Genomic DNA, 24,593 nt, shown 5'->3' with positions numbered 1-24,593 from the left:
ATGATAGTTGAGGGTCTCCCTCCGCGAAAGTCGGTCACCGCCAGACACCTATACCACATCAACCCCGCCTCAATACTCCGAGGCGGGGTTGTTTTTTGTGACGATTCTGCGTATCATCCGCAAAAAAGTGGGCCAAAGTGCCCACTTTTTGTTTCTGTACTGGGAATGGTGAACGTGGAAGATCGACTTTATGAAGGAATTGCCCAGCAAGTAGGCGCCGTAGGTTGCGCCTTGGTAGATGCGCGTATGGTGCGCACGGGGCGCACAGTGATGTTACAAGTCTTCATAGAGAAAGCTGAAACAGCGGCTGTTACCATCGAAGACTGCGCCGCGGTGAGTCGTCAGCTCAGCCTGTGGCTTGATGTGGAAAATCCCATCAATGCTGCATACCGTCTGGAAGTGTCCAGTCCCGGCTTGGATAGGCCGCTAAAAAATTTACACGATTTTGAACGATTTAAAGGATCTCAAGCCGAGATTCACCTGCAGGGGTTGACGCAAGGGCGGCGCCGTGTGCAGGGAGAGTTACTGGGCGTTGAAGATCAGAAAGTGGTTTTGAAAAATGCTGAGGGGCGCTGGGCGGTTGCACTGGAAGATATCCACAATGCAAGGCTGGTTCCCCAATGGTGAGTAGACGGAACATGCAGAGAGGAGCAGGTCAATGAGTCGTGAACTTCTTTATCTGGCGGATGCCGTCGCCCATGAGAAGGATGTGGACCGGGAAGTGATTTTCCAGGCCTTGGAGGCGTCTCTGGTCTCCGCCTCCAAAAAGAAATATGGGCAGGACTGGCATATCGCGGTGGATGTGGATCGTAAGACCGGCGACTATGTAACCCGCCGTCTGTGGGAAGTGGTAGCGGATGAGAGTACGGCTTTTGAAGCGGATCAGCAGCTTCGTCTGAGCGATGCCCGGCAAACCCGTCCTGATATCGAACTGGGTGCTTATGTCGAAGAAGTGTTGCCCCCCGTCGAGTTCGGGCGGATCGCCGCACAAACGGCCAAGCAGGTGATTGTGCAAAAAGTGCGGGATGCCGAGCGCGATAGAATTGTCTCGGACTTTGCGTTACGTAAGGGTGATATCATCAGCGGCCTGGTCAAACGCCTGGAAAAAGGCAATGCCATCGTCGATATGGGGCGGGCCGAGGCCATTCTTCCTAAAGAAGAGATGATGCCGCGCGAAGCTATCCGTCCCGGTGATCGCGTGCGCGCGTATCTCCAAGATGTGCGCCGTGTGCAGCGGGGGCCACAGCTCTTTTTGTCGCGGACCAGCCCCGAGTTGCTGATTAAGCTGTTCGCCCAGGAAGTCCCGGAAATCGGAAACGGGATGATCGAAATCATGGGGGCCGCACGTGATCCGGGTTTGCGGGCGAAACTGGCCGTGCGCTCCAACGATCCGCGTGTCGACCCGGTGGGCGCCTGTGTCGGTCTGCGCGGCAACCGGGTGCAGACGGTCATCAATGAGTTGAAAGGCGAGCGGATTGATATTGTGATCTGGGCGGCCGATCCGGCCAGCTATGTGATCAACGCCCTCTCGCCTGCGGAAGTGTCCAGCATCGTGGTGGATGAGAATACGCACAGTATGGATGTGGTAGTCGGGCCTGAGCATTTGTCGCAGGCCATCGGCCGGGGTGGTCAGAACGTCAGGTTGGCCACGCAATTGACGGGCTGGACCATCAATATTCTGACTGAGGAAGAGGCCCAGACCAAGCGTGACGAAGAAGAGTCGACCTTCCTCAATCACTTCATCCAGGAACTGGGGGTGGATGAGGATTTGGCGGGCTTGCTGGTCAGCGAGGGCTTTACTTCTATTGAGGAAGTGGCTTATGTTCCGGTCGCCGAGATGACGGAGATTGAGGGATTGGACGAGGATCTCGTCAGTGAATTGCGGCGCCGTGCGCGCGATGTCCTGCTCAATAAGGCTATTGCCCAGGAAGAACAGGTAGCACTCAGTGAACCTGCAGAGGATTTGCTGTCCCTGAAAGGTATGGATAGGGGCTTGGCGCACTTGCTGGCCAGTAAAGGTGTTGTTACTTCCGAGGACTTGGCGGAACTGGCTACGAGCGAGCTATGCGAGATGGTCGGTGTGGATGAAGAGCGGGCCAAAGCTCTCATTCTGGAGGCGCGTGCGCCCTGGTTTGTTTGATACAGACCCTGTCCTCGCGACGTATGTCTGTGGGGTAGCGGTTTTGGAGAATGAGGATTATGACGGTAACTGTCGCCAATTTTGCTGCTGAATTGGGTGTAACGGATGCTCGGCTGTTAGAGCAGTTGAACGCTGCGGGCATTCCCAAGAATACGGCCGAGGATGTGGTCACTGAGGATGACAAACATCGTCTTCTCGCTTCGTTGCGCAGTGCGCACGGAGAGGGCGGTGGAGAGTTACGCCGCATTACACTCAACCGCACCAGCACTACGGAAATCAAACAGTCTGTAGGCGCCGGGAAATCACGTACGGTGCAGGTAGAAGTGCGCCGTAAGCGGACTTACGTCAAACGAGAAGCGGCGGTCGAAGAGGCCGTGGAATCTGTTATCTCCGAACAATCTCCAAGTGGTGATCAGGTGATCCCGGTTTTAATGGAGTCGGCGCTGGAGCCGGTGTCGGCTACAGAAAAGGTTTCTACAGGAGAGTCAGCGCAGGTGCTTGCGGAAGTTGTGGCCGATCAACAGGAAGTGCAGCGGGCACATGACGGGGCTACAGCGTTGGCGATGACGGAACCTCCGGTGCAACAGATTCCATCGTCCCCTGAAGTGAAGCTGGCACCGACACCTTCGCGCAGTTCAGAACGATCTAGGCCTGATCGCAGCAGAACACCGGTAATCAGTGCGGATCGCGCACGACTCGCATCGACATCACCGGCCAGCAGAACCCCTGCCGCGGCGACGCCAGCGAAAGGCAAGAAAGCCGGGCCGGGGGGCGCGCGCGCCGGGGATGATGATGCCCGCCGCAGTGGTGCTGCCCGGCGGGGCGGGCGACGTAGTGATGAGGGCGGCAATGCCGATGCCCTGGCACGGCGCCGCAAGTCCGGAGATAAACGAGGCCGCGGCAAGGGGGGGCCTGCCACCAGTGAATGGGCGGCAGCGCCGATCATTCGCGAAGTGGCGATTCCCGAAACGATTACTGTAGGTGAGTTGGCTAGCCGGATGGCGATTAAGGCCACTGACGTGATCAAAACGATGATGAAGATGGGGGTGATGGCTACTATCAATCAGGTGATTGATCAGGAAACCGCCGCCATTGTCGTAGAGGAACTGGGGCACAAGGTGAAGTTGGTGGGAATTACCAGTCCCGAGGCCTTCTTGGTAGAAGATGGGACTGCGGAGACCCCGATCATCGGTCGACGGCCTCCGGTGGTGACGGTCATGGGGCATGTGGACCACGGTAAAACGTCGCTATTGGACCGGATTCGCTCTACACAGGTAGCCAGTGGTGAGGCCGGGGGTATTACCCAGCATATCGGCGCCTACCATGTGGAGACCCCCAAAGGGATGGTGACTTTCCTTGATACGCCGGGCCACGAGGCGTTTACGGCCATGCGTGCTCGTGGTGCGCAGGCAACCGATATTGTCGTGCTGGTGGTGGCAGCCGATGACGGGGTAATGCCGCAGACGATTGAGGCGATTCACCATGCCAAGGCTGCTAAAGTGCCCATTGTGGTGGCGGTTAACAAGATCGATAAGCCGTCCGTAGACCCAGAACGCATACGCCAGGAACTCGCCGGCCATGAAGTGGTGCCTGAGGAGTGGGGTGGTGACACTCAATTTGTAAATGTCTCTGCAAAGACCGGGCTGCATATTGATGATTTGCTTGACGCCATTTTGTTACAGGCGGAGATGCTGGATCTAGATGTCCAGGTGAACGGCCCGGCGAAGGGCGTGGTCATCGAGTCCCGACTGGATCGTGGACGCGGCGTCGTGGCCTCTGTGCTGGTACGTCAGGGCACCCTGCATACGGGTGATATGCTTCTGGCTGGAGCACAGTTTGGACGGGTGCGGGCGTTGGTGGATGATACGGGCCAGTCGACGCAGTCGGTGGCTCCTGGCATGCCGGCAGAAGTGCTGGGTCTGGGGGATGTACCCCACGCCGGTGACGAGGTGGTCGTAGTGGCCGATGAGCGTAAAGCCCGCGAAGTGGCGCTCTTTCGCCAGGGTAAATTCCGTGACGTGCGTCTGGCGAAGCATCAGAAAGCGACGCTGGAAAGCCTGTTCGAGGCCGCTGCAGATGGCCAGTTGCAGCAGTTGAACTTGCTGATTAAGGCGGATGTACAGGGTTCCGTAGAGGCTTTGGCCACGACGCTGGAGCGCCTTTCCACTGCCGAGGTGAAGGTCAATGTCATTCACTCCGGGGTCGGTGGCATCACGGAGTCCGATGTGAATCTCGCCGCGGCATCTCAGGCGGTTATCATCGGCTTCAACGTGCGGGCGGAAGCGCCTGCCCGGCGTCTGGTTGACCATAGCGGTGTGGATGTCCGTTATCACAGCGTCATTTATGATGCGGTGGACGAGGTGAAAGCCGCTATGAGTGGTATGCTCGCTCCCGAAATCCGTGAGCGTATTCTGGGTCATGCGCAGGTGCGCGATACGTTCCGGGTACCCAAGGTGGGTATGATTGCTGGTTGTATGGTTACCGACGGCATCTTGCGGCGTAACGCCAAGGTCCGGGTGCTCCGTCAGGATGTGGTCATTCATGCCGGAGAAATGGATTCTTTGCGGCGCTTCAAAGAAGATGTCAAAGAAGTGCGTGAAGGCTTTGAGTGTGGTGTGGGTGTCCGCAACTTCAATGATCTGAAAAACGGCGACGTTATTGAGGCTTTCGAAACCACCGAAGTGGCACGAACGGTCTAGGAGTCGGTGTTGCATAGTTCTCATCGTGCGTATCCGCGCGGCGCCAGGGTGGCCCATTTACTGCGGGAAGAGATAGCAGCGGTGTTGCCACGTCTGCATGGGATGCCTTCCGATTTGGCCCTGCTGCCCCCCAGTATCACCATGGTGGATTTGCCGACAGATATGCGCTCGGCGACCGTGTATTTTTCGTTGATGGATGGTCCTGAGCGGGCTGATATGGTGCGTCAGGTGTTACAGAATCACGCCGGAGAAGTTCGTCAGCTACTGGGAAAGCGTTTGGCCTTGCGGCGCATTCCGCCCTTGCATTTTATTTACGATGCGCGTTTTGATCGTGGTGCAGAAATGGCGGAACTCTTGGCGCATCTGCCGCCGACGCAGGAACCAGAACAGGAGGATCTGCCATGAGTTGTCAGCATGGTCTGTTGCTCCTCGATAAGCCTGCAGGGGTGACGTCTAATGCGGCCTTGCAGCGGGCTAAACGCTTGCTCGGCATTAAAAAAGCCGGGCATACGGGTAGTCTCGATCCCATCGCTACCGGGTTGCTGGTCTTGCTTTTTGGTGAGGCTACTAAAGTCTCGGACTATATTCTCAACGCGGACAAGTCCTATCTGGCGACACTGCGTCTGGGGCAGGTCACGACGACGGGTGACAGCGAGGGAAAAATTCTCGAAGAGCGGCCGGTAACCGTCAGCGCTGAGCAGGTGCGTGCGGTGTTGCCGCAGTTTCTCGGTGAGATCGCGCAAATCCCGCCCATGTATTCGGCGATCAAGCAGGGTGGCAGGCCGCTGTACGAGCTGGCGCGCATGGGCCTGGAGGTGGAGCGGGCGGCGCGGCAGGTACGCATCGATGCGCTCGACCTGATTTCGTTGGACGGTGACCGTTTGGTGCTGGATGTGCACTGTTCCAAGGGCACCTATATCCGCAGTCTGGCGGTGGATATTGGTGCAGCACTGGGGTGTGGTGCGCATGTCGATGGGTTGCGGCGGACCTCTACCGGTCCCTTTGATATTGCGCAGGCGTTGACCTTGGAAGAGCTTGCCGATGTGCTTGGGCGTGGGGAGTGTCCACTTAAGGCTATGGATCTGGCTTTGAAATATTTGCCGGCGGTGACTCTGACGGAGAACACCGCCTATTATCTGCGTCAGGGACAGGGGGTCGTGGTTGCTTACGCACCTTCCCGCGGGCGCATTCGCCTCTATGGACCGGGAGAGCAGTTCCTCGGTTTGGGAGAGGTCATGGACGACGGAAGGGTGGCGCCTCGCCGCCTCATGAGCGTAAACTAGGGATCATTGTTTTTTTAGAATTTCCGAGGAGAAGGAATTATGTCGTTGTCTCGTGATATCAAAGCAGAAGTTGTCCAGGGTTATGCCACGCATGTGGGGGATACGGGTTCTCCTGAAGTGCAGGTCGCCCTGCTGACCACCCGTATTGAAGGGTTGGCCGATCATTTTAAGATCAATAAACATGACCACCATTCCCGTCAGGGCCTTTTAAAAATGGTTGGTCAACGCCGCAAGTTGCTGGACTATTTGAAGAAGCGGGATATGGATCGCTATCGCACGCTGATCGAACGTCTGGGTCTGCGTAAGTAAGGAGAAGGTCTTGGCCATTATTCGGAAAGAAGTAGATTTTGGTGGTCGCCGCCTGCAACTGGAAACGGGTCGTATGGCACGCCAGGCAGACGGTGCGGTATTGGTTTCTAGTGGGGATACGGTCGTTCTGGTAACGGCGGTGGCCCGCCGGGAGATGAAGCCGGGCCAGGATTTCTTTCCGTTGACGGTGAACTATCAGGAAAAGACCTATGCAGCGGGCAAAATTCCCGGTGGCTTCTTTAAGCGAGAAGGGCGGCCTGCTGAAAAAGAGACGCTGACTTCACGTTTGATTGATCGTCCCATTCGGCCGCTCTTTCCCAAGGGCTTCATGAATGAAGTGCAGGTGATCGCCACGGTGCTGTCGGTGGATCGGGATAACGATCCCGATATTTTGGCGCTGGTCGGTGCTTCGGCGGCCTTGATGATTTCCGGAATTCCGTTCCATGGTCCGATTGGTGCGGCCCGGGTGGGTTATATTGACGGACAATATGTGCTGAACCCCAGTTACTCGCAACTGAGTAGCTCGCAGCTGGATCTCGTGGTGTCAGGGACCCGGCAGGCGGTACTCATGGTGGAGTCTGAGGCGCAGCAATTGTCCGAAGAAATCATGCTGGAAGCGGTGATGTTCGGTCACGCGCAGTTCCAGCCGGTCATTGAGACGATTGAGGCCCTGGCGCGGGAAGCCGGTAAATCGCGCTGGGAGTGGGTGGCGCCGGTGGCCGATGCGGCACTGGGCACGCTGGTGCGCGAGAAAGCCACCCCGCTCTTGCAGGAGGCTTATGCCCTGATGGATAAGCAGGCACGCAGCAAGCGCCTGGAAGAAGTGCAGCAGTCGATGGCGATAGCCTTTGCCGCAGAAGATGCACAGCGCGGCGATCTGGTTCGTGGTCTGTTGAAAAAAATTGAAACCAGCATTGTGCGCGGCCGCATTTTGGATGGCGCGCCGCGCATTGATGGTCGGGACAGCAAGACGGTGCGTCCTATCACCATTGAGGCGGGCGTATTGCCGCGGACCCACGGTTCGGCGCTCTTTACCCGGGGTGAAACCCAAGCCCTGGTGGTGGCGACTTTGGGCACCAAGGGCGATGAGCAGATCATCGATGCCCTGCAAGGGGAGAGTCGTGACCGTTTTATGCTGCATTATAACTTTCCACCCTTCTCTACCGGTGAGACGGGCATGGTGGGCTCCCCCAAACGCCGGGAAATCGGTCACGGGCGCTTGGCGAAGCGGGCGATAGCGGCGGTCCTGCCAAGTAACAGCGAATTCCCGTACAGTTTGCGGGTGGTCTCTGAAGTGCTGGAGTCCAATGGCTCTTCCAGCATGGCGACGGTTTGTGGTGCCTCCCTGGCGCTGATGGATGCCGGTGTGCCCCTCAAGGCGCCGGTGGCGGGTGTGGCCATGGGCCTCATCAAGGAAGGCGACCGTTTTGCCGTCCTCACCGATATCCTGGGTGACGAAGATCATCTGGGTGATATGGATTTCAAGGTGGCGGGCACCGAACAGGGGGTGACTGCCCTGCAGATGGATATCAAGATCGACGGGATTACCCGGGAAATCATGGCACAGGCGCTCAAGCAGGCGCTGGCCGGGCGGCTGCATATCCTTGGGCTGATGAATGGCGTGCTGTCTGTGAGCCGTGGCGAGCTGTCTGACTATGCACCGCGTATTATCACCATCCAGATCAATCCGGATCGCATTCGCGACGTTATCGGACCGGGCGGCAAGGTCATCCGTGCCCTGACCGAAGAAACTGGGGCGACTATCGACATCCAGGACAATGGCACAGTGACTATCGCTTCTGTGGATGGCGAAGCGGGCGCCGCAGCGCGACGGCGTATCGAACTGCTGACGGCTGATGTGCAGGTCGATACCATTTATGATGGCAAAGTGGCCAAGATCATGGATTTTGGTGCCTTTGTGACAATTCTACCAGGACGGGATGGCCTGCTCCACATTTCCCAGATCAGCAACGAGCGGGTCAGTGATGTCCATGACCATCTCAAGGAAGGGCAGGCGGTGCGGGTCAAAGTTCTGGAAGTGGATCGTCAGGGCAAGATCAAACTGAGCATGAAGGATGTCCCGCAATAAGCGGTCCGCTGACATCATTATCAACGTGGTTGAACGCCTATAGTGGCAGGGGTGGACGGGTATGGTCCCCCCCTGCCTTTTTGTGGATTACCGGTGAGCGCAGATGTCTCCCGAAAAATGGATGATTTTAAGAATGTCTTTCTCTTTGCACACACTTTTTTGTTATTCCCTCCTGACATGACGTGCGTTACCGAACCGCTCTGTACAACGCTGGATAACGGTGTGACGGTGATCAGTGAGCGCCAGCCCGGACGCCGCAGCGTGGCTTTGTCTCTGACCGTTGGCAATGGCAGCCGGGACCAGTCCCCGGACGAAAATGGCTTTGCCCATTTGCTGGAGCATATGCTCTTCAAAGGTAGCACGGCGCGGGATGGCGATGCGCTCAATACGGCCATGGAGTCGCTGGGCGGCACCATTAATGCATTTACGGATCGCGAAAGCACGGTGCTTCACGGGACCGTGCTGGCGGAGGATGCTGCTGAAGCCTTTGCGCTGCTGATCGAGCTGCTGACGAAACCGCGCTTTGACCACGCCGACCTGCGCCTCGAAAAGCGGGTGGTCGCGCAAGAGGCGGCCATGGCCGCTGAGGATGTGGAGGATTGGGCGCAGGAGCGTGTTCTCGCGGAAATCTGGGGAGCGCATCCCTTGGCTTGGCCGGTGCTGGGGAACGCACAGTGTATTCGGTCAGCCAGTCGGAAGCGCTTGCAAGCCTATCACCAGCGGGTCCTTGCCGAGTCGCCACTGATTGTCGCCGCCGTCGGGGAAGTGGAGCATACGGCGCTCTGTGCCTGGGCGGAGGCGGCTTTCTGGGGACCGCGCCATGGCGCCCGTGCCGCAATGCCCACTCCGCAGTTTCATGGCGGACAGAAACGCCTGCGCCGCGCCCAGGCGCAACAGGCGCATCTGATCTGGATGGCGCCAGCTTGTAGCGTTGCTGCGGAGGACTATCTGGCTTATGTGGTAGCCAATGCCATACTGGGCGGCGGCACGGCGTCCTATCTGTTCCGCGAACTGCGTGAAAAACGGGGGTTGGCCTATCAGGTATTTTCTCATCTCGACCCCCTCCGTGATTGCGGGGAGTGGACGCTCTATGCGGCCACACCGGGGGCACAGCAAGCTCAGGCGGCAGCGGCCATGGCGGAGGTTCTGGCGACATTACTGGAGCATGGGCCGACGGTGGAGGATATGGCCTGGGCGAAGCGCAGTCTGCGGATTCAGCTCCTGCTGGGACAGGAGGATGCGGAAATTCGTATGAGTCGTCTGACGCGACAATGGCTGTATCTGGGGCGCCTGGTGCCAGTAAAAGAGTCCCTCCAGACCCTTGCCTCTGTGGACGCCGATACCGTTCTGCGGATCTTGCGTGAGGCTTGGACAGAGCGCTTTGAACTGGTGTGCCTGCCAGCACGACGTTGACTCAGGAAAAGTGATCTTTCCAGCGACGTAGTGTGCTGAAGACGCGGACAGGGTTGTCGCCGGTGCTGGGGTCGAAGTGGTTGGCACTGTGTATCAGAGCAGCTTCATGGCAGCGCAGGAAGGGGTTGCTGGCGCGCTCCAGAGCGATGGTGGAGGGCAAGGTCGCCTCGTTGCGCGCGCGCTGTCCGGTGGCCTCTTTTTGGCGCCGGGTTATGACTGGGTTATCCGGATCGACCTGTGCCGCGAAGCGCAGATTGCTGAGGGTGTATTCGTGGGCGCAGTAGACGGTGGTATCCTCCGGCAATGCGGCGAACTGTTGCAGGCTGTGAAACATCTGCGCTGCGCTGCCCTCAAAAAGGCGCCCGCAACCTGCGGCGAAGAGAGTATCTCCGCAGAAAAGCGCGTCTTTCCAGATATAGGCGAGATGATCGCGGGTATGGCCGGGCACTTCCAATACCACGAGCGACTCCGTATCCAGCGTTAAGCGGCCCGCGCTGACCGCATGGGTGAGTTGCGGGATGCGTTGGTTGGCGCCATAGACCGGTAGGCGAAAATGCTGCGCCAGTGCTGCCACGCCGCCGGTGTGGTCCGCATGATGATGGGTGCAGAGAATGGCGCTGGGGCGGATCTGATGTTCAGCACACCAGGTGAAGACGGGTTCTGCGCAACCAGGGTCGATAATCCATACCCCTTTGGGGGTTTCTGTGATGTAGATATAGTTGTCTGTGAAGGCCGGGATGAAATGAATGGGCATTTTTGCTTCTCGCTACTGACAGGGTACCATGGGCCTATTATGGCATTGAATTTGGAGTGGTGGACGCCAGTGTTCTCTTTTTTCGCTGCTGCATGGCAATGGTGTTGATATGCAGAATCCGGAACGTCGCAGCCGACCGCGGGAGCGTCGTGCCGCCATCTGGTGGGAGAGCAGCAGCGGCCGCCTCTTGCTGGAGCGGGTCCGGGATATACTGCCGCGCTGGATAGAACGTCTGCAGCCGGAGACCATTCTGCAACTCGGCCAACCCGTTTTCTGGGGCCTGCCGCCCAGTCACGAGCCCATCTGGGTGCTGCTCAATGACGGTTTTGTGTTGTCTTCCGACGAATATCTGCAAGCCTACGGCGCCTGTGAGGCGATGCCCTTTGCGGCCATGCGTTTCGATCTGGTGATTGTCCCCTTCTGTCTCACCCGGATGGCCAATCCGCAGGCGGTGCTGGAGGAGTGCTGGCGGGTGCTGCGTCCCGAGGGACATGTGCTGATTATGGATTTCAATCCAGGGGGCAGTCTGAGTGTGGTCCGCCGCTGGCACCTCTGGCGCCGGGACCGCAGTTGGCCGTGGCGGCGTCCCTTTCTGCCCCCGGGACGACTGCGGTCCCTGCTGGAAGAGCAGGATTTTGCGCTGCGCGAGGGACGCTACTTTCAATATTCCGTGCCGGGCCTGAAGCGTAATGCGCAGTGGATGGAACTGATGGGCGATCGCTGGTGGCCGGCGGGTGCCAACGCCTATCTGTTGCTGGCGCAGCGGCGTGACCCTGAGCGCCCGTTGCTCGGCGCGCTGCTTCCGCTCAAGTTGCGTTCCGGACGTCAAAAAGTCCGTTCCGAAGCGCCCGTCGCCTATGTTTATCCCGATCCTGATTCTGCTGAGAACCCTGCGACATGTCCGAAAAAATCATAGACTTATTCACCGATGGTGGTTGCCGCGGTAATCCTGGTATCGGTGCCTGGGGGGTATGGCTGCGGCTGGCAGGGCAGGAAAAGGTCTTGTGGGGCTTCGTCCCGGAAACGACGAACAACCGGATGGAATTGACGGCGGCATGGCGCGGCCTGGAGGCACTCAAGCGTCCTAGTATTGTGCGGGTAGTCAGTGATTCCCGTTATCTGCGCGATGGCATGACCCAATGGCTGGCTGGCTGGCAGCGCCGGGGTTGGCGAACGGCAGGTGGGGGGGGCGTGAAAAATCAGGATATCTGGGAGCAGTTGGCGGCCGTGGCGGCACGTCACGAGATCCAATGGGAATGGGTAAGAGGGCACTCGGGGCATGTCGAGAATGAGCGGGTAGATGCGTTACTGAATCTGGTCATGGATCAATGTGTCGCGGGCGGGCGGGTACAGGAGGGCGAAGGATGGCTGTGAGGCAGGTGGTACTGGATACGGAAACCACGGGCATCGACTGGAAACAGGGGCACCGGGTAATTGAAATCGGCGCGGTGGAACTGATCGACCGGCGAGTGACGGGGGTGCATTACCAGCAATATCTCAATCCGCAGCGCAGCAGCGATCCCGAGGCCCTGCGGGTGCATGGACTGACCGATGCGTTTTTGCGGGATAAGCCGGGTTTTGCCGAGGTCGCGGACGCTTTTCTGGAGTTTCTGGGTGACGCGGAACTTATTGTCCACAACGCACCTTTTGATCTGGGCTTTTTGAACCACGAATTGCAGCAGGTAAAAAAAGCGCCTCTAGGGCAGACGGTGCTGGACACGCTTGTGAATGCCCGCCGTCGCCATCCCGGTCAGAAGAATGACCTGAACAGCTTGTGTCGGCGTTATGGGGTAGATAACAGCCATCGTGAGTTGCACGGGGCCTTGCTGGATTGCGAGATACTGGCTGAGGTTTACCTAGCGATGACGGGTGGGCAGGTGGATATGATGGGGTTGTTGGGCGCTGCCGATGGCGCTCCCGCTGCGGCCACAGAGGCGCAAGCCTCTGCAGATAGTCAGAATACGGTCATTCCTGCGACATTAGCGTGGACGCGAGGCGCCTTGCGGGTGATTCGTGCCAGTCCGGATGAGCGCGCTATCCATCAGCAATATTTGCAGAATATGGGCGGCACTGCATTGTGGTCAGAGGATGGATCGTGGCGAGGATAGTCCGGGTACTTACCGGAAACATCCTCGTTACGCTTGGACGCGGATGTTGGGTCACCGGGACTGAAGCTCAGGCCGGATGCTCCGCGAAGTCGGGTTTACGTTCAATGAGTTCGATGCGGTAGCCATCGGGGTCTTCCACGAAGGCGATGATGGTCGTGCCGTGTTTCATCGGCCCCGCCTCACGCACTACCTTGCCACCGCGCGCACGGATGGCATCGCAGGCGGCTGCGGCATTTTCTACTTCGAGGGCGATGTGGCCGAAGGCTTCGCCGAGGGTGTAGTGGTCGACGCCCCAGTTGTAGGTCAGCTCAATGACCGCACCAGCGCTTTCGTCCTGATAACCGACAAAGGCCAGGGTGAATTTGCCATCGGGATAATCCTTGCGACGCAGAAGACGCATACCGAGTATTTCGGTATAAAAAGCAATGGCGCGATCCAGGTCCCCGACGCGCAGCATGGTGTGCAAGAGACGCATGATTTCCTCCTCATGTTGAGCGAATGATAGTCCGCGAGCGCCACCCCGGTGGATGGCCTTTTACGGACTGCCGAAATCAGCCCTGCAGGCGCTTTTCAATACGCAAGCGCAGCGCATTGAGTTTGATGAAGCCTTCGGCATCCTTCTGATTGTAGGCACCGGCATCATCTTCAAAGGTGGCAATACGGGGGTCAAAGAGACTCTCCTGCGACTGCCGTCCCACCACCATACAACTCCCTTTGTAGAGTTTGAGGCGCACCACGCCATTGACCAATCGCTGGGTCTGATCGATGAGCGTCTGCAGGGCGCGGCGTTCCGGGCTCCACCAGAAGCCGTTGTAGATTATACTGGCGTAGCGGGGCATGAGTTCATCCTTGAGATGGGCGACTTCCCGGTCCAGGGTGATGGACTCGATGGCGCGATGGGCCTTGAGCAGAATGGTGCCGCCGGGAGTCTCGTAGCAGCCCCGGGATTTCATGCCGACGTAGCGGTTTTCGACAATATCCAGGCGCCCGATGCCATGCTCGCCGCCGACGGTGTTGAGGTGCGCCAGCAACTGCGCGGGATTGAGCGGCTCGCCGTCGATGGCAATGGGGTCGCCGTGCGCGTAGGTGATCTCCAGATAACGGGGCTGATCTGGCGCTTGCTCCGGCGCCGTGGTCCAGCGCCACATGCTGTCTTCGGCTTCCGCCCAGGGGTCTTCGAGAATGCCGCCTTCATAAGAAATATGCAGCAGGTTGGCATCCATGGAGTAGGGGGATTTCTTGCCGTGGCGTTCCACCGGAATGCCATGCCGTTCGGCATAGGCGAGGAGCTTTTCGCGGGAGTTCAGGTCCCATTCCCGCCAGGGGGCAATCACCTGAATGTCCGGATTGAGGGCGTATGCCCCCAGCTCAAAACGCACCTGATCGTTGCCCTTGCCGGTAGCCCCGTGGGCGACGGCATCGGCACCCACGTCGGCGGCGATTTCCACCATGCGCTTGGCGATGAGGGGCCGGGCGATGGAGGTGCCCAGCAGGTACTCGCCCTCGTAGAGGGTGTTGGCGCGGAACATGGGAAAGACGTAATCACGGACGAATTCCTGGCGCAGATCATCAATGAAGATTTCCCTGGCGCCGAGCTTCTCCGCCTTGGCGCGCGCCGGTTCCAGCTCTTCACCCTGGCCGATGTCGGCGGTGAAGGTGACCACATCGCACTGATACTGATCTTGCAGCCATTTGAGGATGACCGAGGTATCCAGGCCACCGGAATAGGCGAGAACGACTTTCTTGACCATGCATCAATCTCCTTGCAGTGCGGCCACGGGGCCGATGCCAAATAATAATTCCATTAGGGCTTTCTGGGCGTGGAGGCGGTTTTCCGCCTCGTCCCAGACGACAGAGCGGGGTCCGTCGATGACCTCGGCGCTGACCTCTTCGCCACGGTGGGCAGGAAGGCAGTGCATAAATAAGGCGTCCGGCGTCGCGGCGGCCATGAGGGTGGCGTTGACCTGGAAGGGGGCGAGAATCGCCTTGCGTGCGGCGGCCTCTTCTTCCTGACCCATGCTGGTCCAGACGTCGGTGACAATCAGGTCGGCACCGCGCACCGCGGCCACGGCATCATGCAGGATCGTGACGTGATTACCGCCGGTCTGCAACATCGCGGCGGTCGGTGCGTAACCCGCCGGGCTGCCGATGCGCAGTTGAAAGTCGAAAATCTGCGCGGCTTCCATCCAGGAGTGGGCCATATTATTGCTGCCGTCGCCGATATAGGCCACGGTCCTGCCGCGCAGGTCACCCCAGTGTTCCGTCGCCGTCATCAGGTCGGCGAGGAGCTGACAGGGGTGGTGGTCGTCGGAGAGCCCGTTGATCACCGGCACCCGCGACGCGGCGGCGAAGCGGATGAGATTGTCGTGACCGAAGGTGCGGATCATCACCATATCGACCATGCGCGAGATCACCCTGGCGGTGTCCTCGATGCTCTCGCCGCGCCCCAGTTGGGTATCCCGTGGCGAGAGGAAAAGGGCGTGGCCGCCCAGTTGCGCCATGCCCGTCTCAAAGGACACGCGGGTGCGGGTGGAGGATTTCTCAAAGACCATCGCCAGTGTCCGGCCCGCGCAGGGGGCGTAGCGTTCGCCCGTATGCTGGATTTTCTTCAGGGTGATGGCGCGCTGCAGGAGCGCTCGCAGTTCGCTGGGGCTGAGATCGGAGAGACGCAAAAAGTGACGGACCTTCATGATGCGGATTCCAGAAGGCTGGCGAGGCCAGCGACGAGGAGGTCGATTTCTGCTTCTTGCAGAATCAGCGGCGGCAACAGACGGATCACCCGTTCGGCAGTGACGTTGATGAGCAGACCCGCCTCCAAGGCGCGTTCCACCAGACGCTCGGGCTTATGGGCCAGTTCGATACCCACCATCAGACCCATGCCGCGCACCTCCACCACCTCGGGATGCTGGCCGAGACGCGCGCGCAGACGCTGACGGAGCAGAACCCCCATTTGTTCCGCATGGGCGGGGATGGCCTCTTGCTGCATGGTGTCGAGCACCGCCTGGGCGGCGGCGCAGACCAGAGGCCCGCCGCCGAAAGTGGTGCCGTGTTTACCCGGTCCGAAGAGCGCGGCGGTCGGCTGACGCGCCAGCATGGCGCCGATGGGTACCCCGTTGCCCAGCCCTTTGGCCAGACTGAGCACGTCGGGTCGTAAGCCGGGAATCTGCTGGTAGGCGAAGAAGGCCCCGGTACGGCCGATGCCGGTCTGCACTTCGTCCAGTATCAGGAGCAGCCCATGCGTATCGCAGACCTCCCGCAGCCCGGTCAGGAAGCCCTCAGGCGCCGGGCGCACACCGCCTTCGCCCTGCACAGGTTCGACGAGAATGGCGCAAATGCCGGGGTTGGCTTCAACCAGCGCGCGGACGGTGTGGAGGTCGCCATAAGGGGCGCGCACAAAGCCCGGCACCAAGGGGCCGAAGCCTTCCTGGATGCGGAAATTACCGGTGGCCGTCAGTGCCGCCAGGGTGCGGCCATGAAAAGCGTTGCTGAACACCAGAACCTGCGGTTCGGCGATGCCTTTGCCATGACCGTGGAGGCGGGCGATTTTGATGGCCGCTTCATTGGCCTCTGCGCCGCTGTTGCAGAAAAAGGCCGCATCCATGCCGCTGACGGCGCAGAGGGTGTCAGACAGTTTTTCCTGCGCCGGAATATGGTAGAGATTGGAGGTGTGCAGCAGTTGCCCGGCCTGGGCCTGCAAGGCACGGGTAACGGCCGGATGGCTGTGCCCCAGACCACAGACGGCGATCCCTGCCAGGGCGTCCAGATAACGGCGCCCCTCGGTATCATAGAGCCATACTCCCTCACCCCGTACAAAAGCGACCGGCAGTCGGGCATAAGTGGGCATGAGTGGCATCAGACTGGTGCCTCCCCGTCCAGGGCGAAAGCCGCGTGCAGTGCCCGCACCGCGAGTTCCAGATATTTTTCTTCAATGACGACCGAAATCTTGATTTCGGAGGTGGAAATCATCTGGATGTTGATGTTTTCCCGTGCCAGCGTTTCAAACATGGTGGCGGCGATACCGGCATGGGAGCGCATCCCGACGCCCACCACGGAAACCTTGACGATATGGGTGTCGCCCCGGACGTTCTCGGCGCCGAGTTGCTGGGCCACGCCCTGGAGAATATCCTGGGTCTTGGCAAAATCATTGCGGTCCACCGTGAAGGTGAAGTCGGTTTTACCCGCCTCCGAAACATTCTGGAGGATCACATCCACATTGATATTGGCCGCAGAAATCGGACCCAGAATGGCATAGGCGATACCCGGATGGTCGGGCACGCCGACGACGGTGATCTTGGCCTCATTGCGGGAGAAGGCGATGCCGGAGACGCGGGGAGCTTCCACAGAATTTTCCTCATTGGTGACCAGAGTGCCGGGTCCATCCTGAAAAGACGACAAGACCCGCACGGGAACATGGTATTTCATGGCGAATTCGACGGAGCGGGTTTGCAGAACCTTGGCACCGAGGCTGGCCATTTCCAGCATTTCTTCAAAGGTGATGCGATCCAGGCGGCGCGCCCGGGATTCCACCCGCGGGTCGGTGGTGTAAATGCCGTCCACGTCCGTGAAAATATCGCACTCATCGGCATGCAGCGCCGCCGCCAGGGCCACAGCGGTGGTATCCGAACCACCGCGACCCAGGGTGGTGATATTGCCATGCGGATCGACCCCCTGAAAGCCCGCCACGACCACAATCTTGCCGGCATCCAGTGCCGCCCGGATCTTGTGATCGTCAATATGCTCGATGCGTGCCCGGTTATGGGCCGAATCGGTCATGATGGCGACCTGCCCGCCGGTGAACGAAATGGCGGGTTGCCCGATGCTTTCCAACGCCATGCTCAGCAGCGCAATGGTGACCTGCTCGCCGGTGCTGAGCAGGGTGTCCAGTTCGCGTTCTGCCGGGGCATCGGCCAGGGCGCGCGCCAGTTGCAGGAGGCGGTCCGTCTCGCCAGACATGGCGGAAACCACCACTACCACCTGATGACCGGCGCGATGACTGGCCGTGACCCGTCCCGCGACGGCCCGGATGCGTTCCACGCTGCCCACGGAAGTGCCGCCAAATTTCTGTACGATGAGTGCCATTTTCAGTGATTTTATGAAAAATTAAGGGCAGATGATAAATCGTTGCGGCGGGGTCTGTACAGGACGCGCTGCGGAAGTTGTTTGCGACGTGGTGCCCGACTGCTTTCAACGCCGCAGGCAGCGCATTTTCAACATGAGCCCCAATGAAGAAAAGTGCGGGCCAGAGGATGTGGTCCGGTGGCCGCGACTGCGCGGCGAACGCCCGTTGCCGTTCCTAGACCGGAGCTGGCAGTCCATACCACGGTTTGCCAGACTCTGGTCTGCTAGACTGAAGATTGGGTGGATGTTGTATATATCGGCAGAATCAAGTCAGGAGAATTGGCATGGCAACGGATTTACGGGCACTCAGGAAGCAGGTTGGACAAAGTATCTGGCTGGATAATCTGTCTCGCACCCTCATCCATGACGATATTTTGCGGCGTTATATCGACGAGGACGGGATCAGTGGGGTAACCTCCAACCCCAGTATTTTTCAAAAGGCGATCCACTCCAGCCCATACTATCAGCAGGATCTGCGCCAGCCTGCAGACTCCGCAGAACGATTGTATGAGCGTCTGGTGGTGGATGATCTGCGCAAAGCCTGCGATTTGTTGCATCCGGTGCATGTGGAAACGGACGGTGACGATGGCTGGGTGAGCTGGGAGGAGTCACCGCGGCTGGGGCAGGATGAGGCCGCTACGGTGACTGAGGCGCAACGGCTGCGCGGGCTGGTGCAGCGGGATAATCTGCTGATCAAGGTGCCGGCCACGCCCGCAGGTATCCGTGCCTTCGCAACGCTCATTGGCCGCGGTGTGTCAGTCAACGTGACCCTGATGTTTGGGCTAAAACATGTCCGTGATGTATTCGCGGCCTATCAGAAAGGAATGGTGCAGTGGGTGACCAGTGGCGGTGATCCGCGCAAGGTGAAAGCGGTCGCCAGCCTTTTCCTGTCGCGGGTGGATACGCTGGTCGATCAAAAGCTGGAGGCTATTGGCACGCCAGAGGCTTTGGCGTTGCGTGGTAAGGCGGCTGTGGCGATGGCGAAATCTGCGTACGCCATTTATCAGAGGGCTTTCCATGGTAAGGACTTTGTGGCGCTGCGCACGGCGGGTGCAAGACCCCAGTATCTGCTCTGGGCGAGTACCAGTACCAAAAACGCTGCTTATTCCGATTTGCTCTACGTCGAGCCGCTGATGGGGCCGCAGACGATCAATACTTTGCCCGATGAAACGTTGATCAGACTCCGTGACCACGGCAGCCTGGTGGCACGGATCGAAGATAATATGGCAGAGGCACAGCAGATCATGGCGCGACTGGCCAGCCTGGGTATCGATATGGACGGAGCTGTGGCGGAGCAGTTGCAGGCCGAAGGTATGGCCGCTTTTGCCAAGAGTTTTGAGGAAATGCTGGCGGAGGTGGCGCGCGCAATGGGGTGAGCGGCGCGCCGTGATGGTTCGGCGTACGTCTCAGAAGCCGACGGTGTTGAAACCGGCGTCTACGTAGGTGATCTCGCCGGTGATGCCAGAAGCGAGGTCGGAGCAGAGGAAGGCGGCGGTGTTGCCGACTTCCTCTTGTGTCACGTTGCGGTGCAGGGGCGCATGTTCCGCATAGTGATCTAGGATTTTGCGGAACTCGCCGATACCGCTGGCCGCGAGGGTGCGGATAGGGCCGGCGGAAATGGCGTTGACGCGGATGCCGTCCGGCCCCATCGCGTAGGCGAGATAACGGACGTTGGCTTCAAGGCTGGCCTTGGCGAGTCCCATCACATTGTAGTTGGCCATGGCGCGCTCGGCGCCAAGGTAGCTGAGGGCCAGCAAGGCGCCCTGCCGCCCCTGCATGAGCGGGTGCATGGCCTTGGCCATGGCGGTGAAGCTGTAAGAGGATACCTCGTGGGCAATGCGGAAGCCCTCGCGGGTGGTGGCGTCCAGATAGTTGCCGCTGAGCTCGTCTTTGGGCGCAAAAGCGGCGCCATGAATGCCGATATCGACGCCACCCCAGAGCGACTGGATCTTGCGCATGGTGCCAGCCAGTTGCTCTTCGTTCATCAGGTCCAGTTCCAGGGGCTCTGGGGCACCGATCTGGCTTGCCAGCTCTTCCACTCGGCTTTGGGTGCGCTCGCCCTGATAGGTGAGCAGCACGTTCGCGCCCTGACGATGCATAGCCTGAGCGATGCCCCAGCAGATGGAGCGGTCATTAGCCACGCCGACAACCAGTGCCTTTTTACCTTCCATAAAACCCATTGCAAAAACCCCTTACGCCAGAATCAGCGCGTATAAATGGTGAGACGTGAGCCCGGCTGAATATCGCTGGCCGAGGCCAGACGATTCCACTGAATCAGCGATTTGGGCTGGACATGGAATTGCTGGGCAATCTGCCAGAGCGTGTCTCCCTGACGCACCACATAAGTCGTCGTCCGTGCCTGTGTAGCGGCGCGCTCCTGCCGGTGGCTGATGGCGGCGACCACTGTTTGTGCTGGGATATTCAGCACTTGTCCGGGATGGAGGACGGTCTGCTCGGTGAGGTGATTGGCGTGGGCCAGTACGGCGACGCCGACCCCGGCGCGTTGTGCGATTTGCCACAGACTTTCACCAGGCCGGACAGTAAGGCGCTGGCGACCGCGCAAGGCCGTATAGACCGGTGCAGCAGCACCGCCATGTACCGTGAGCGTCTCACCGACCTGCAGGTCGCGCGCGGAACGGATATGGTTCCAGCGCATGAGGTCGTGGACGCTGACGCCTACGTGTTGAGCCAGTTGTGAGAGGGTATTGCCGGAATGGACGGTGATCTGACGATTATGTTGCGCGTATACCGCATTACGCAATCCACCGGAGCCATAAATTACGAGGTGCTGACCGACTTGCAGGTCGCGCGCGGAACGGATGTGATTCCAGCGTTTGAGATCGGTAATGCTGACCCCGGCCCGTTGTGCCAGATGCCAGAGCGTCTCACCGGGGCGGAGGGTGATATGGCTGAGTTGTGGCACCGTTGCGGGCACAGCGCCTGCAGGTCGCGTAGCCGCTTCCTGGGGCGTCGTCAATAGCGCAGTTTTTAGCGTTCTAGCCTTGTCCTTGGGAACCACGAGCTGGTAATCAGCCGGTGCGACGCCATAACTCAGCCCGGCATTGAGGTGCTGTAATTCGCTGACCGGCATATTCATCAGCGTTGCTGCTACATTCAGAGCCACGGATTTTGGGGTGGTCACCACCGCAATATGTGCCGCATTGGGAATGGAGGGCAGGGAAATATGGTAGGCATTGGCGTTTTTGATGATTTGCGCCAGGGCGAGCAACTCGGCAACGTAGTTTTCCGTTTGCTCCGGGAGATTGAGATCCCAGAAATCCGTGGGCTTGCCTGCCGCGACATTTTGCTGGATGGCCGCGGAAACCGTGCCCTGTCCGGCATTGTAGGAGGCGATGGCGAGGAGCCAGTTGCCACCGAAATAGTTATAGAGGTAAGACAGATAATCGAGGGCCGCATTCGTGGAGGCGGTGAGGCTCAGGCGGGGGTCACCGTAGCGGGTGTTTTGCAGGCCGAAACTGCGCGCGGTACCCGGTACAAATTGCCAAAGGCCCGCTGCGGCCGCCGGAGAATAGGCCTTGGGATTGTAGCCGCTTTCGATGGCCGGTAGCAGCGCCAACTCCATGGGCAGGCCGCGCTGCGCAACTGCTGACACTACGTAATAAAGGAAGGGACGGGAGTTATCGAGAATTTGTTCCAGTTTGCCCTGATGTTGCAGGAACCAGGTGCGCCATTTGTCGACTTCCACCCGGGAGACATCGCTAAGTCGTAGGCCGTCGTCAATATGCGCCCAGACATTACTAGGCTTCGTCTGGTTGCCAAAGGCACCTGACGCTTCAAATTGCTGCAGGGTAGCCGATAGGCCGGAAGCATTGCTGCGTTGCCCGTTGGCTGATCCGCCGTCTTGTAGCTCCGCAGCCTGTCCGGTGGCGTTCAAAGCTTCGGCTGCACCACTCTGAAGATCGCTTTGTTGCAGGCCTATGGCTTGGCTATCCGCCCAGGCCATAGGAATGCTCCCTAGCGCCACCAGTGTGGCGATAGCGATGATTCGCTTTTTCATGCTGCTCCTTCTTGGCGGATTCGATCCACAATGGGCATCCCGCAGATATAACCCTATTCATAAAAGGATATCATTATAAACATGGGGTTGGCATGATGCTTGCTGCCCGTTACATGGATAGTAAGCAAAAGGAATGCCCCGAGTCAAACGATGTTTGTCGGTCTCTATAAGGATACCGGCAGGTCAAAGAGGCTGTTATTATCCGGTTTTCGACAGTCTCAGGTTGCGCACCATGTCCGTTCGTACCCGTTTCGCCCCCAGTCCCACCGGTTATCTGCATATTGGCGGTGTGCGCACCGCGCTTTACTCCTGGCTGCACGCGCGTCAGCAGGGGGGGCACTTCGTTCTGCGTATCGAGGATACGGATGTGGAGCGCTCGACGCTGGAAGCGACAGCCGCCATTCTGGAGGGGATGGCTTGGCTGGGGCTGGACTGGGACGAGGGTCCGTTCTATCAGATGCAGCGCATGGACCGTTACCGGGAAGTGCTGGCGCAGATGCTGGCGGCGGGGACGGCCTATCATTGCTATTGCAGTCGTGAGGAAGTGGATGCCATGCGCGAAAATCAGCGCGGGCGCGGCGAGAAACCGCGCTATGACGGACGTTGCCGGCAGCGCACGGCAGCGCGTGATGGGGTCACACCGGTGATCCGCTTCCGCAGCCCGGATGGCGGTGAGACCGTGGTGGAAGACCTGATTCACGGTACGGTGCGCTTTCAGAACAGTGAACTGGACGATCTGATTATCGCGCGCTCCGACGGGACGCCGACCTACAACTTCTGCGTGGTGGTGGATGACTGGGATATGGGGATCACCCATGTGATCCGCGGTGACGATCATCTCAATAATACGCCGCGGCAGATGCAGATTCTGCAGGCGCTCGGCGCCCAGGTGCCCGCTTATGCCCATGTGCCGATGATTCTCGGGCCAGACAAGCAAAAGCTGTCCAAGCGTCACGGGGCGGTGAGTGTGCTGGAATACCGTGAGCAGGGTTTTTTGCCCGACGCGCTGCTCAATTTTCTGGTGCGGCTGGGCTGGTCCCATGGCGATCAGGAAATCTTTACCCGCGAGGAAATGGTGGAATTTTTCCGCATTGATACGGTGAACAAGGCGGCATCGGCCTTCAACCCGGAGAAGCTGTTGTGGATCAATGCCCAGCATATGCAACGGCTGACGCCGGAAGGGCTGACGCAGCATCTGCTGCCTTACCTCAACGCCGTGGGCGTAACCGAGTCTTTGCTGGCGGCCGGACCGACCCTCCCGGCGGTGGTGGCGCTGTTGCAGGAGCGGTCCAAGACCTTGGTGGAGATGGCGGCGGCGGCGGCGATGTTTTATGTGGCGCCGGTGGCCGGTGAACCCAAAGATGTGGAGAAACATCTGCACGGACAGGGCGCATTGCTGGCGACCATGACCCAGGCGCTCGGCGCGTTGCCGAACTGGGAGGCGGCGGCGATTCACAGCGTGCTACAGGAACTGGCGGTGACCCATGCCGACGGTAAGATGGGCAAGGTCGCGCAACCCCTGCGGGTGGCGGTGGCCGGGCGGGCGGTGTCACCGCCTATTGATGCGACGCTGGCTTTATTTGGCAGGGAAGAGACGTTGGCGCGTCTGCAGCGGGCGACCGCCTGGATCTAGTCCCTTTTCGCCATTTAGGGTCTGCTGATACTTGGCGCGGAGCGGTGCTTTTGCGATGATGGAGGCGTCCGTTGTTCCCGACCGATTTCCCGCAGATTCAGGAGAGCAGTGCATGGCTATGAATGTCACCCAGAAGATTATTGCCGCCCATTTGGTCAGTGGCACGCTGGAAGCGGGGAGCTCTATCGCAATCCGTATCGACCAGACCCTGACCCAGGACGCCACGGGGACCATGGCCTATCTGCAATTCGAGGCCCTCGGCTTGCCGCGGGTGCGCACGGAGCTCTCGGTGTCCTATGTGGACCACAACATGCTCCAGTCGGGTTTTGAGAACGCTGATGATCATCGTTTTCTGCAAAGCTTTGCCGCGAAATACGGCGTGCATTTCTCGCGCCCCGGCAACGGCATCTGCCATCAGGTGCACCTGGAGCGCTTTTCCAGGCCGGGCGGCACCCTGCTGGGCTCCGATTCCCACACGCCGACTTCCGGCGGAGCGGGCATGCTGGCCATTGGTGCGGGCGGTCTCGACATTGCCCTGGCCATGGGCGGGTTGCCTTTCAACCTCAATATGCCGCAGGTGGTCGGGGTCAAGCTGATTGGCCGCTTGCAGCCTTTTGTCAGCGCCAAGGACATTATCCTCGAAGTCCTGCGCCACAAGACAGTGAAGGGCGGTGTCGGCAAAGTGTTCGAGTACTTCGGGCCGGGCGTCGCCCACCTCAGTGTGCCGGAGCGGGCGACCATCACCAACATGGGTGCCGAATTGGGCGCCACCACCAGTGTCTTCCCCAGCGACGCCGTGACCCGCCGTTACCTGGCAGCGCAGGGGCGCGATGCCTCCTGGTCGGAGTGGGTGCTGGATGCCGATGCCAGCTATGACGAGGTGCTGGAAATCGATCTCGACCAGTTGGAGCCCCTCATCGCCTGTCCGCACAGCCCCGACAACGTCCGGAAAGTGCGCGAGGTGGCGGGAACGCCGGTGGCGCAGGTGGCTATCGGATCCTGCACCAACTCGTCCTACACGGATTTGAT

22 protein-coding genes are annotated in these 24,593 nt (G+C 59.4%); 14 read left to right on the top strand and 8 right to left on the bottom strand.

All coding sequences use genetic code 11. The annotated features are described in order from the left end of the window. The 8 genes from M7F93_RS06165 to M7F93_RS06130 form a co-directional block, all read left to right on the top strand. The coding region (locus tag M7F93_RS06165) for a ribosome maturation factor RimP (RefSeq protein WP_298170688.1) at positions 1-627 on the top strand (627 nt) is incomplete at its 5' end. Positions 628-658: 31 nt separating this feature from the next. Continuing rightward, complete coding sequence (gene nusA / locus M7F93_RS06160) at positions 659-2,140, top strand: transcription termination factor NusA (RefSeq protein ID WP_298170685.1); 1,482 nt, start codon at positions 659-661, stop codon at positions 2,138-2,140. 59 nt (positions 2,141-2,199) lie between these two features. Further along, positions 2,200-4,839, top strand: a complete 2,640-nt coding sequence (infB, locus tag M7F93_RS06155) for a translation initiation factor IF-2 (protein ID WP_298170683.1) — start codon at positions 2,200-2,202, stop codon at positions 4,837-4,839. Positions 4,840-4,845: 6 nt separating this feature from the next. Next, positions 4,846-5,244 (top strand): ribosome-binding factor A, encoded by a 399-nt coding sequence (locus tag M7F93_RS06150; RefSeq protein WP_298170681.1) that lies wholly within the window; start codon positions 4,846-4,848, stop codon positions 5,242-5,244. Continuing rightward, on the top strand, positions 5,241-6,122 hold the full coding sequence (gene truB / locus M7F93_RS06145) for a tRNA pseudouridine(55) synthase TruB (RefSeq protein ID WP_298170679.1): 882 nt from the start codon (positions 5,241-5,243) through the stop codon (positions 6,120-6,122). Before M7F93_RS06150 ends, truB begins: the two co-directional genes overlap by 4 nt. A gap of 39 nt (positions 6,123-6,161) precedes the next feature. Continuing rightward, on the top strand, positions 6,162-6,431 hold the full coding sequence (gene rpsO, locus M7F93_RS06140; protein ID WP_298170675.1) for a 30S ribosomal protein S15: 270 nt from the start codon (positions 6,162-6,164) through the stop codon (positions 6,429-6,431). A gap of 10 nt (positions 6,432-6,441) precedes the next feature. Beyond that, positions 6,442-8,520: a polyribonucleotide nucleotidyltransferase gene (gene pnp / locus M7F93_RS06135; protein WP_298170668.1), complete on the top strand. Its 2,079-nt coding sequence runs from the start codon at positions 6,442-6,444 to the stop codon at positions 8,518-8,520. Between the two features lie 222 nt (positions 8,521-8,742). Continuing rightward, positions 8,743-9,933: a M16 family metallopeptidase gene (locus tag M7F93_RS06130; RefSeq protein WP_298170666.1), complete on the top strand. Its 1,191-nt coding sequence runs from the start codon at positions 8,743-8,745 to the stop codon at positions 9,931-9,933. A gap of 1 nt (position 9,934) precedes the next feature. Here the strand turns inward: M7F93_RS06130 and gloB are convergent, their stop codons facing one another. Beyond that, positions 9,935-10,687: a hydroxyacylglutathione hydrolase gene (gloB, locus tag M7F93_RS06125; RefSeq protein WP_298170661.1), complete on the bottom strand. Its 753-nt coding sequence runs from the start codon at positions 10,685-10,687 to the stop codon at positions 9,935-9,937. A gap of 109 nt (positions 10,688-10,796) precedes the next feature. Here gloB and M7F93_RS06120 point away from each other — a divergent pair, with 109 nt between their 5' ends. Genes M7F93_RS06120 through dnaQ form a run of 3 tightly spaced genes read left to right on the top strand, consistent with a single transcriptional unit; the run spans position 10,797 to position 12,795 of the window. Further along, a complete protein-coding gene (locus tag M7F93_RS06120; RefSeq protein ID WP_298170658.1) occupies positions 10,797-11,603 on the top strand; it encodes a class I SAM-dependent methyltransferase in 807 nt (268 codons plus the stop codon). Further along, the gene (gene rnhA, locus M7F93_RS06115; protein ID WP_298170655.1) at positions 11,585-12,061 is read left to right on the top strand and encodes a ribonuclease HI; all 477 of its coding nucleotides are present in this window, start codon (positions 11,585-11,587) and stop codon (positions 12,059-12,061) included. Before M7F93_RS06120 ends, rnhA begins: the two co-directional genes overlap by 19 nt. Continuing rightward, on the top strand, positions 12,052-12,795 hold the full coding sequence (dnaQ, locus tag M7F93_RS06110; protein ID WP_298170653.1) for a DNA polymerase III subunit epsilon: 744 nt from the start codon (positions 12,052-12,054) through the stop codon (positions 12,793-12,795). The genes rnhA and dnaQ overlap by 10 nt, the downstream gene beginning before the upstream one ends. A 67-nt stretch (positions 12,796-12,862) precedes the next feature. On the opposite strand, the gene gloA is transcribed toward dnaQ, so the two are convergent. From gloA to M7F93_RS06085, 5 genes are all read right to left on the bottom strand, one after another. Continuing rightward, positions 12,863-13,270, bottom strand: coding sequence for a lactoylglutathione lyase (gene gloA / locus M7F93_RS06105; protein WP_298170651.1), 408 nt, complete (start codon positions 13,268-13,270; stop codon positions 12,863-12,865). Positions 13,271-13,346: 76 nt separating this feature from the next. Continuing rightward, positions 13,347-14,546, bottom strand: coding sequence for an argininosuccinate synthase (locus M7F93_RS06100; protein WP_298170649.1), 1,200 nt, complete (start codon positions 14,544-14,546; stop codon positions 13,347-13,349). Positions 14,547-14,549: 3 nt separating this feature from the next. Further along, positions 14,550-15,485 carry an ornithine carbamoyltransferase gene (gene argF, locus M7F93_RS06095; protein ID WP_298170646.1) on the bottom strand — a complete coding sequence of 312 codons (936 nt, stop codon included), beginning with the start codon at positions 15,483-15,485 and terminating at the stop codon, positions 14,550-14,552. Continuing rightward, positions 15,482-16,648, bottom strand: a complete 1,167-nt coding sequence (locus M7F93_RS06090; protein ID WP_298170644.1) for an aspartate aminotransferase family protein — start codon at positions 16,646-16,648, stop codon at positions 15,482-15,484. The genes argF and M7F93_RS06090 overlap by 4 nt, the downstream gene beginning before the upstream one ends. Further along, a complete protein-coding gene (locus tag M7F93_RS06085; RefSeq protein ID WP_298170642.1) occupies positions 16,648-17,874 on the bottom strand; it encodes an aspartate kinase in 1,227 nt (408 codons plus the stop codon). The genes M7F93_RS06090 and M7F93_RS06085 overlap by 1 nt, the downstream gene beginning before the upstream one ends. Positions 17,875-18,197: 323 nt before the next feature. On the opposite strand from M7F93_RS06085, the gene tal reads away from it, so the two are divergent. Continuing rightward, positions 18,198-19,289 carry a transaldolase gene (tal, locus tag M7F93_RS06080; RefSeq protein ID WP_298170640.1) on the top strand — a complete coding sequence of 364 codons (1,092 nt, stop codon included), beginning with the start codon at positions 18,198-18,200 and terminating at the stop codon, positions 19,287-19,289. A gap of 30 nt (positions 19,290-19,319) precedes the next feature. Here the strand turns inward: tal and M7F93_RS06075 are convergent, their stop codons facing one another. Together M7F93_RS06075 and M7F93_RS06070 are read right to left on the bottom strand one after the other, a co-directional pair. Further along, on the bottom strand, positions 19,320-20,093 hold the full coding sequence (locus M7F93_RS06075; RefSeq protein ID WP_298170638.1) for an enoyl-ACP reductase FabI: 774 nt from the start codon (positions 20,091-20,093) through the stop codon (positions 19,320-19,322). A gap of 23 nt (positions 20,094-20,116) precedes the next feature. Next, complete coding sequence (locus tag M7F93_RS06070) at positions 20,117-21,931, bottom strand: LysM peptidoglycan-binding domain-containing protein (RefSeq protein ID WP_298170636.1); 1,815 nt, start codon at positions 21,929-21,931, stop codon at positions 20,117-20,119. A gap of 232 nt (positions 21,932-22,163) precedes the next feature. On the opposite strand from M7F93_RS06070, the gene gltX reads away from it, so the two are divergent. Next, the gene (gltX, locus tag M7F93_RS06065) at positions 22,164-23,564 is read left to right on the top strand and encodes a glutamate--tRNA ligase (protein WP_298170634.1); all 1,401 of its coding nucleotides are present in this window, start codon (positions 22,164-22,166) and stop codon (positions 23,562-23,564) included. Between the two features lie 112 nt (positions 23,565-23,676). Next, positions 23,677-24,593, top strand: a 917-nt coding sequence (locus tag M7F93_RS06060) for an aconitase family protein (protein WP_298170630.1), incomplete at its 3' end; no start/stop codon positions are given.

It is taken from the genome of Acidithiobacillus sp. (genome assembly GCF_027322205.1).
In the GTDB taxonomy this organism is placed as follows: domain Bacteria; phylum Pseudomonadota; class Gammaproteobacteria; order Acidithiobacillales; family Acidithiobacillaceae; genus Acidithiobacillus.
This window is presented reverse-complemented; position numbering and strand designations above follow the sequence as displayed.

Excerpts from the sequence above, each read along its gene's own strand:
- nusA (WP_298170685.1), top strand. The coding sequence starts at position 659 with ATGAGTCGTGAACTTCTTTATCTGGCGGATGCCGTCGCCCATGAGAAG.
- infB (WP_298170683.1), top strand. The coding sequence starts at position 2,200 with ATGACGGTAACTGTCGCCAATTTTGCTGCTGAATTGGGTGTAACGGAT.
- truB (WP_298170679.1), top strand. The coding sequence starts at position 5,241 with ATGAGTTGTCAGCATGGTCTGTTGCTCCTCGATAAGCCTGCAGGGGTG.
- rpsO (WP_298170675.1), top strand. The coding sequence starts at position 6,162 with ATGTCGTTGTCTCGTGATATCAAAGCAGAAGTTGTCCAGGGTTATGCC.
- gloB (WP_298170661.1), bottom strand. The coding sequence starts at position 10,687 with ATGCCCATTCATTTCATCCCGGCCTTCACAGACAACTATATCTACATC.
- M7F93_RS06120 (WP_298170658.1), top strand. The coding sequence starts at position 10,797 with ATGCAGAATCCGGAACGTCGCAGCCGACCGCGGGAGCGTCGTGCCGCC.
- rnhA (WP_298170655.1), top strand. The coding sequence starts at position 11,585 with ATGTCCGAAAAAATCATAGACTTATTCACCGATGGTGGTTGCCGCGGT.
- dnaQ (WP_298170653.1), top strand. The coding sequence starts at position 12,052 with ATGGCTGTGAGGCAGGTGGTACTGGATACGGAAACCACGGGCATCGAC.
- gloA (WP_298170651.1), bottom strand. The coding sequence starts at position 13,270 with ATGCGTCTCTTGCACACCATGCTGCGCGTCGGGGACCTGGATCGCGCC.
- M7F93_RS06100 (WP_298170649.1), bottom strand. The coding sequence starts at position 14,546 with ATGGTCAAGAAAGTCGTTCTCGCCTATTCCGGTGGCCTGGATACCTCG.
- argF (WP_298170646.1), bottom strand. The coding sequence starts at position 15,485 with ATGAAGGTCCGTCACTTTTTGCGTCTCTCCGATCTCAGCCCCAGCGAA.
- M7F93_RS06090 (WP_298170644.1), bottom strand. The coding sequence starts at position 16,648 with ATGCCACTCATGCCCACTTATGCCCGACTGCCGGTCGCTTTTGTACGG.
- M7F93_RS06085 (WP_298170642.1), bottom strand. The coding sequence starts at position 17,874 with ATGGCACTCATCGTACAGAAATTTGGCGGCACTTCCGTGGGCAGCGTG.
- tal (WP_298170640.1), top strand. The coding sequence starts at position 18,198 with ATGGCAACGGATTTACGGGCACTCAGGAAGCAGGTTGGACAAAGTATC.
- M7F93_RS06075 (WP_298170638.1), bottom strand. The coding sequence starts at position 20,093 with ATGGGTTTTATGGAAGGTAAAAAGGCACTGGTTGTCGGCGTGGCTAAT.
- M7F93_RS06070 (WP_298170636.1), bottom strand. The coding sequence starts at position 21,931 with ATGAAAAAGCGAATCATCGCTATCGCCACACTGGTGGCGCTAGGGAGC.
- gltX (WP_298170634.1), top strand. The coding sequence starts at position 22,164 with ATGTCCGTTCGTACCCGTTTCGCCCCCAGTCCCACCGGTTATCTGCAT.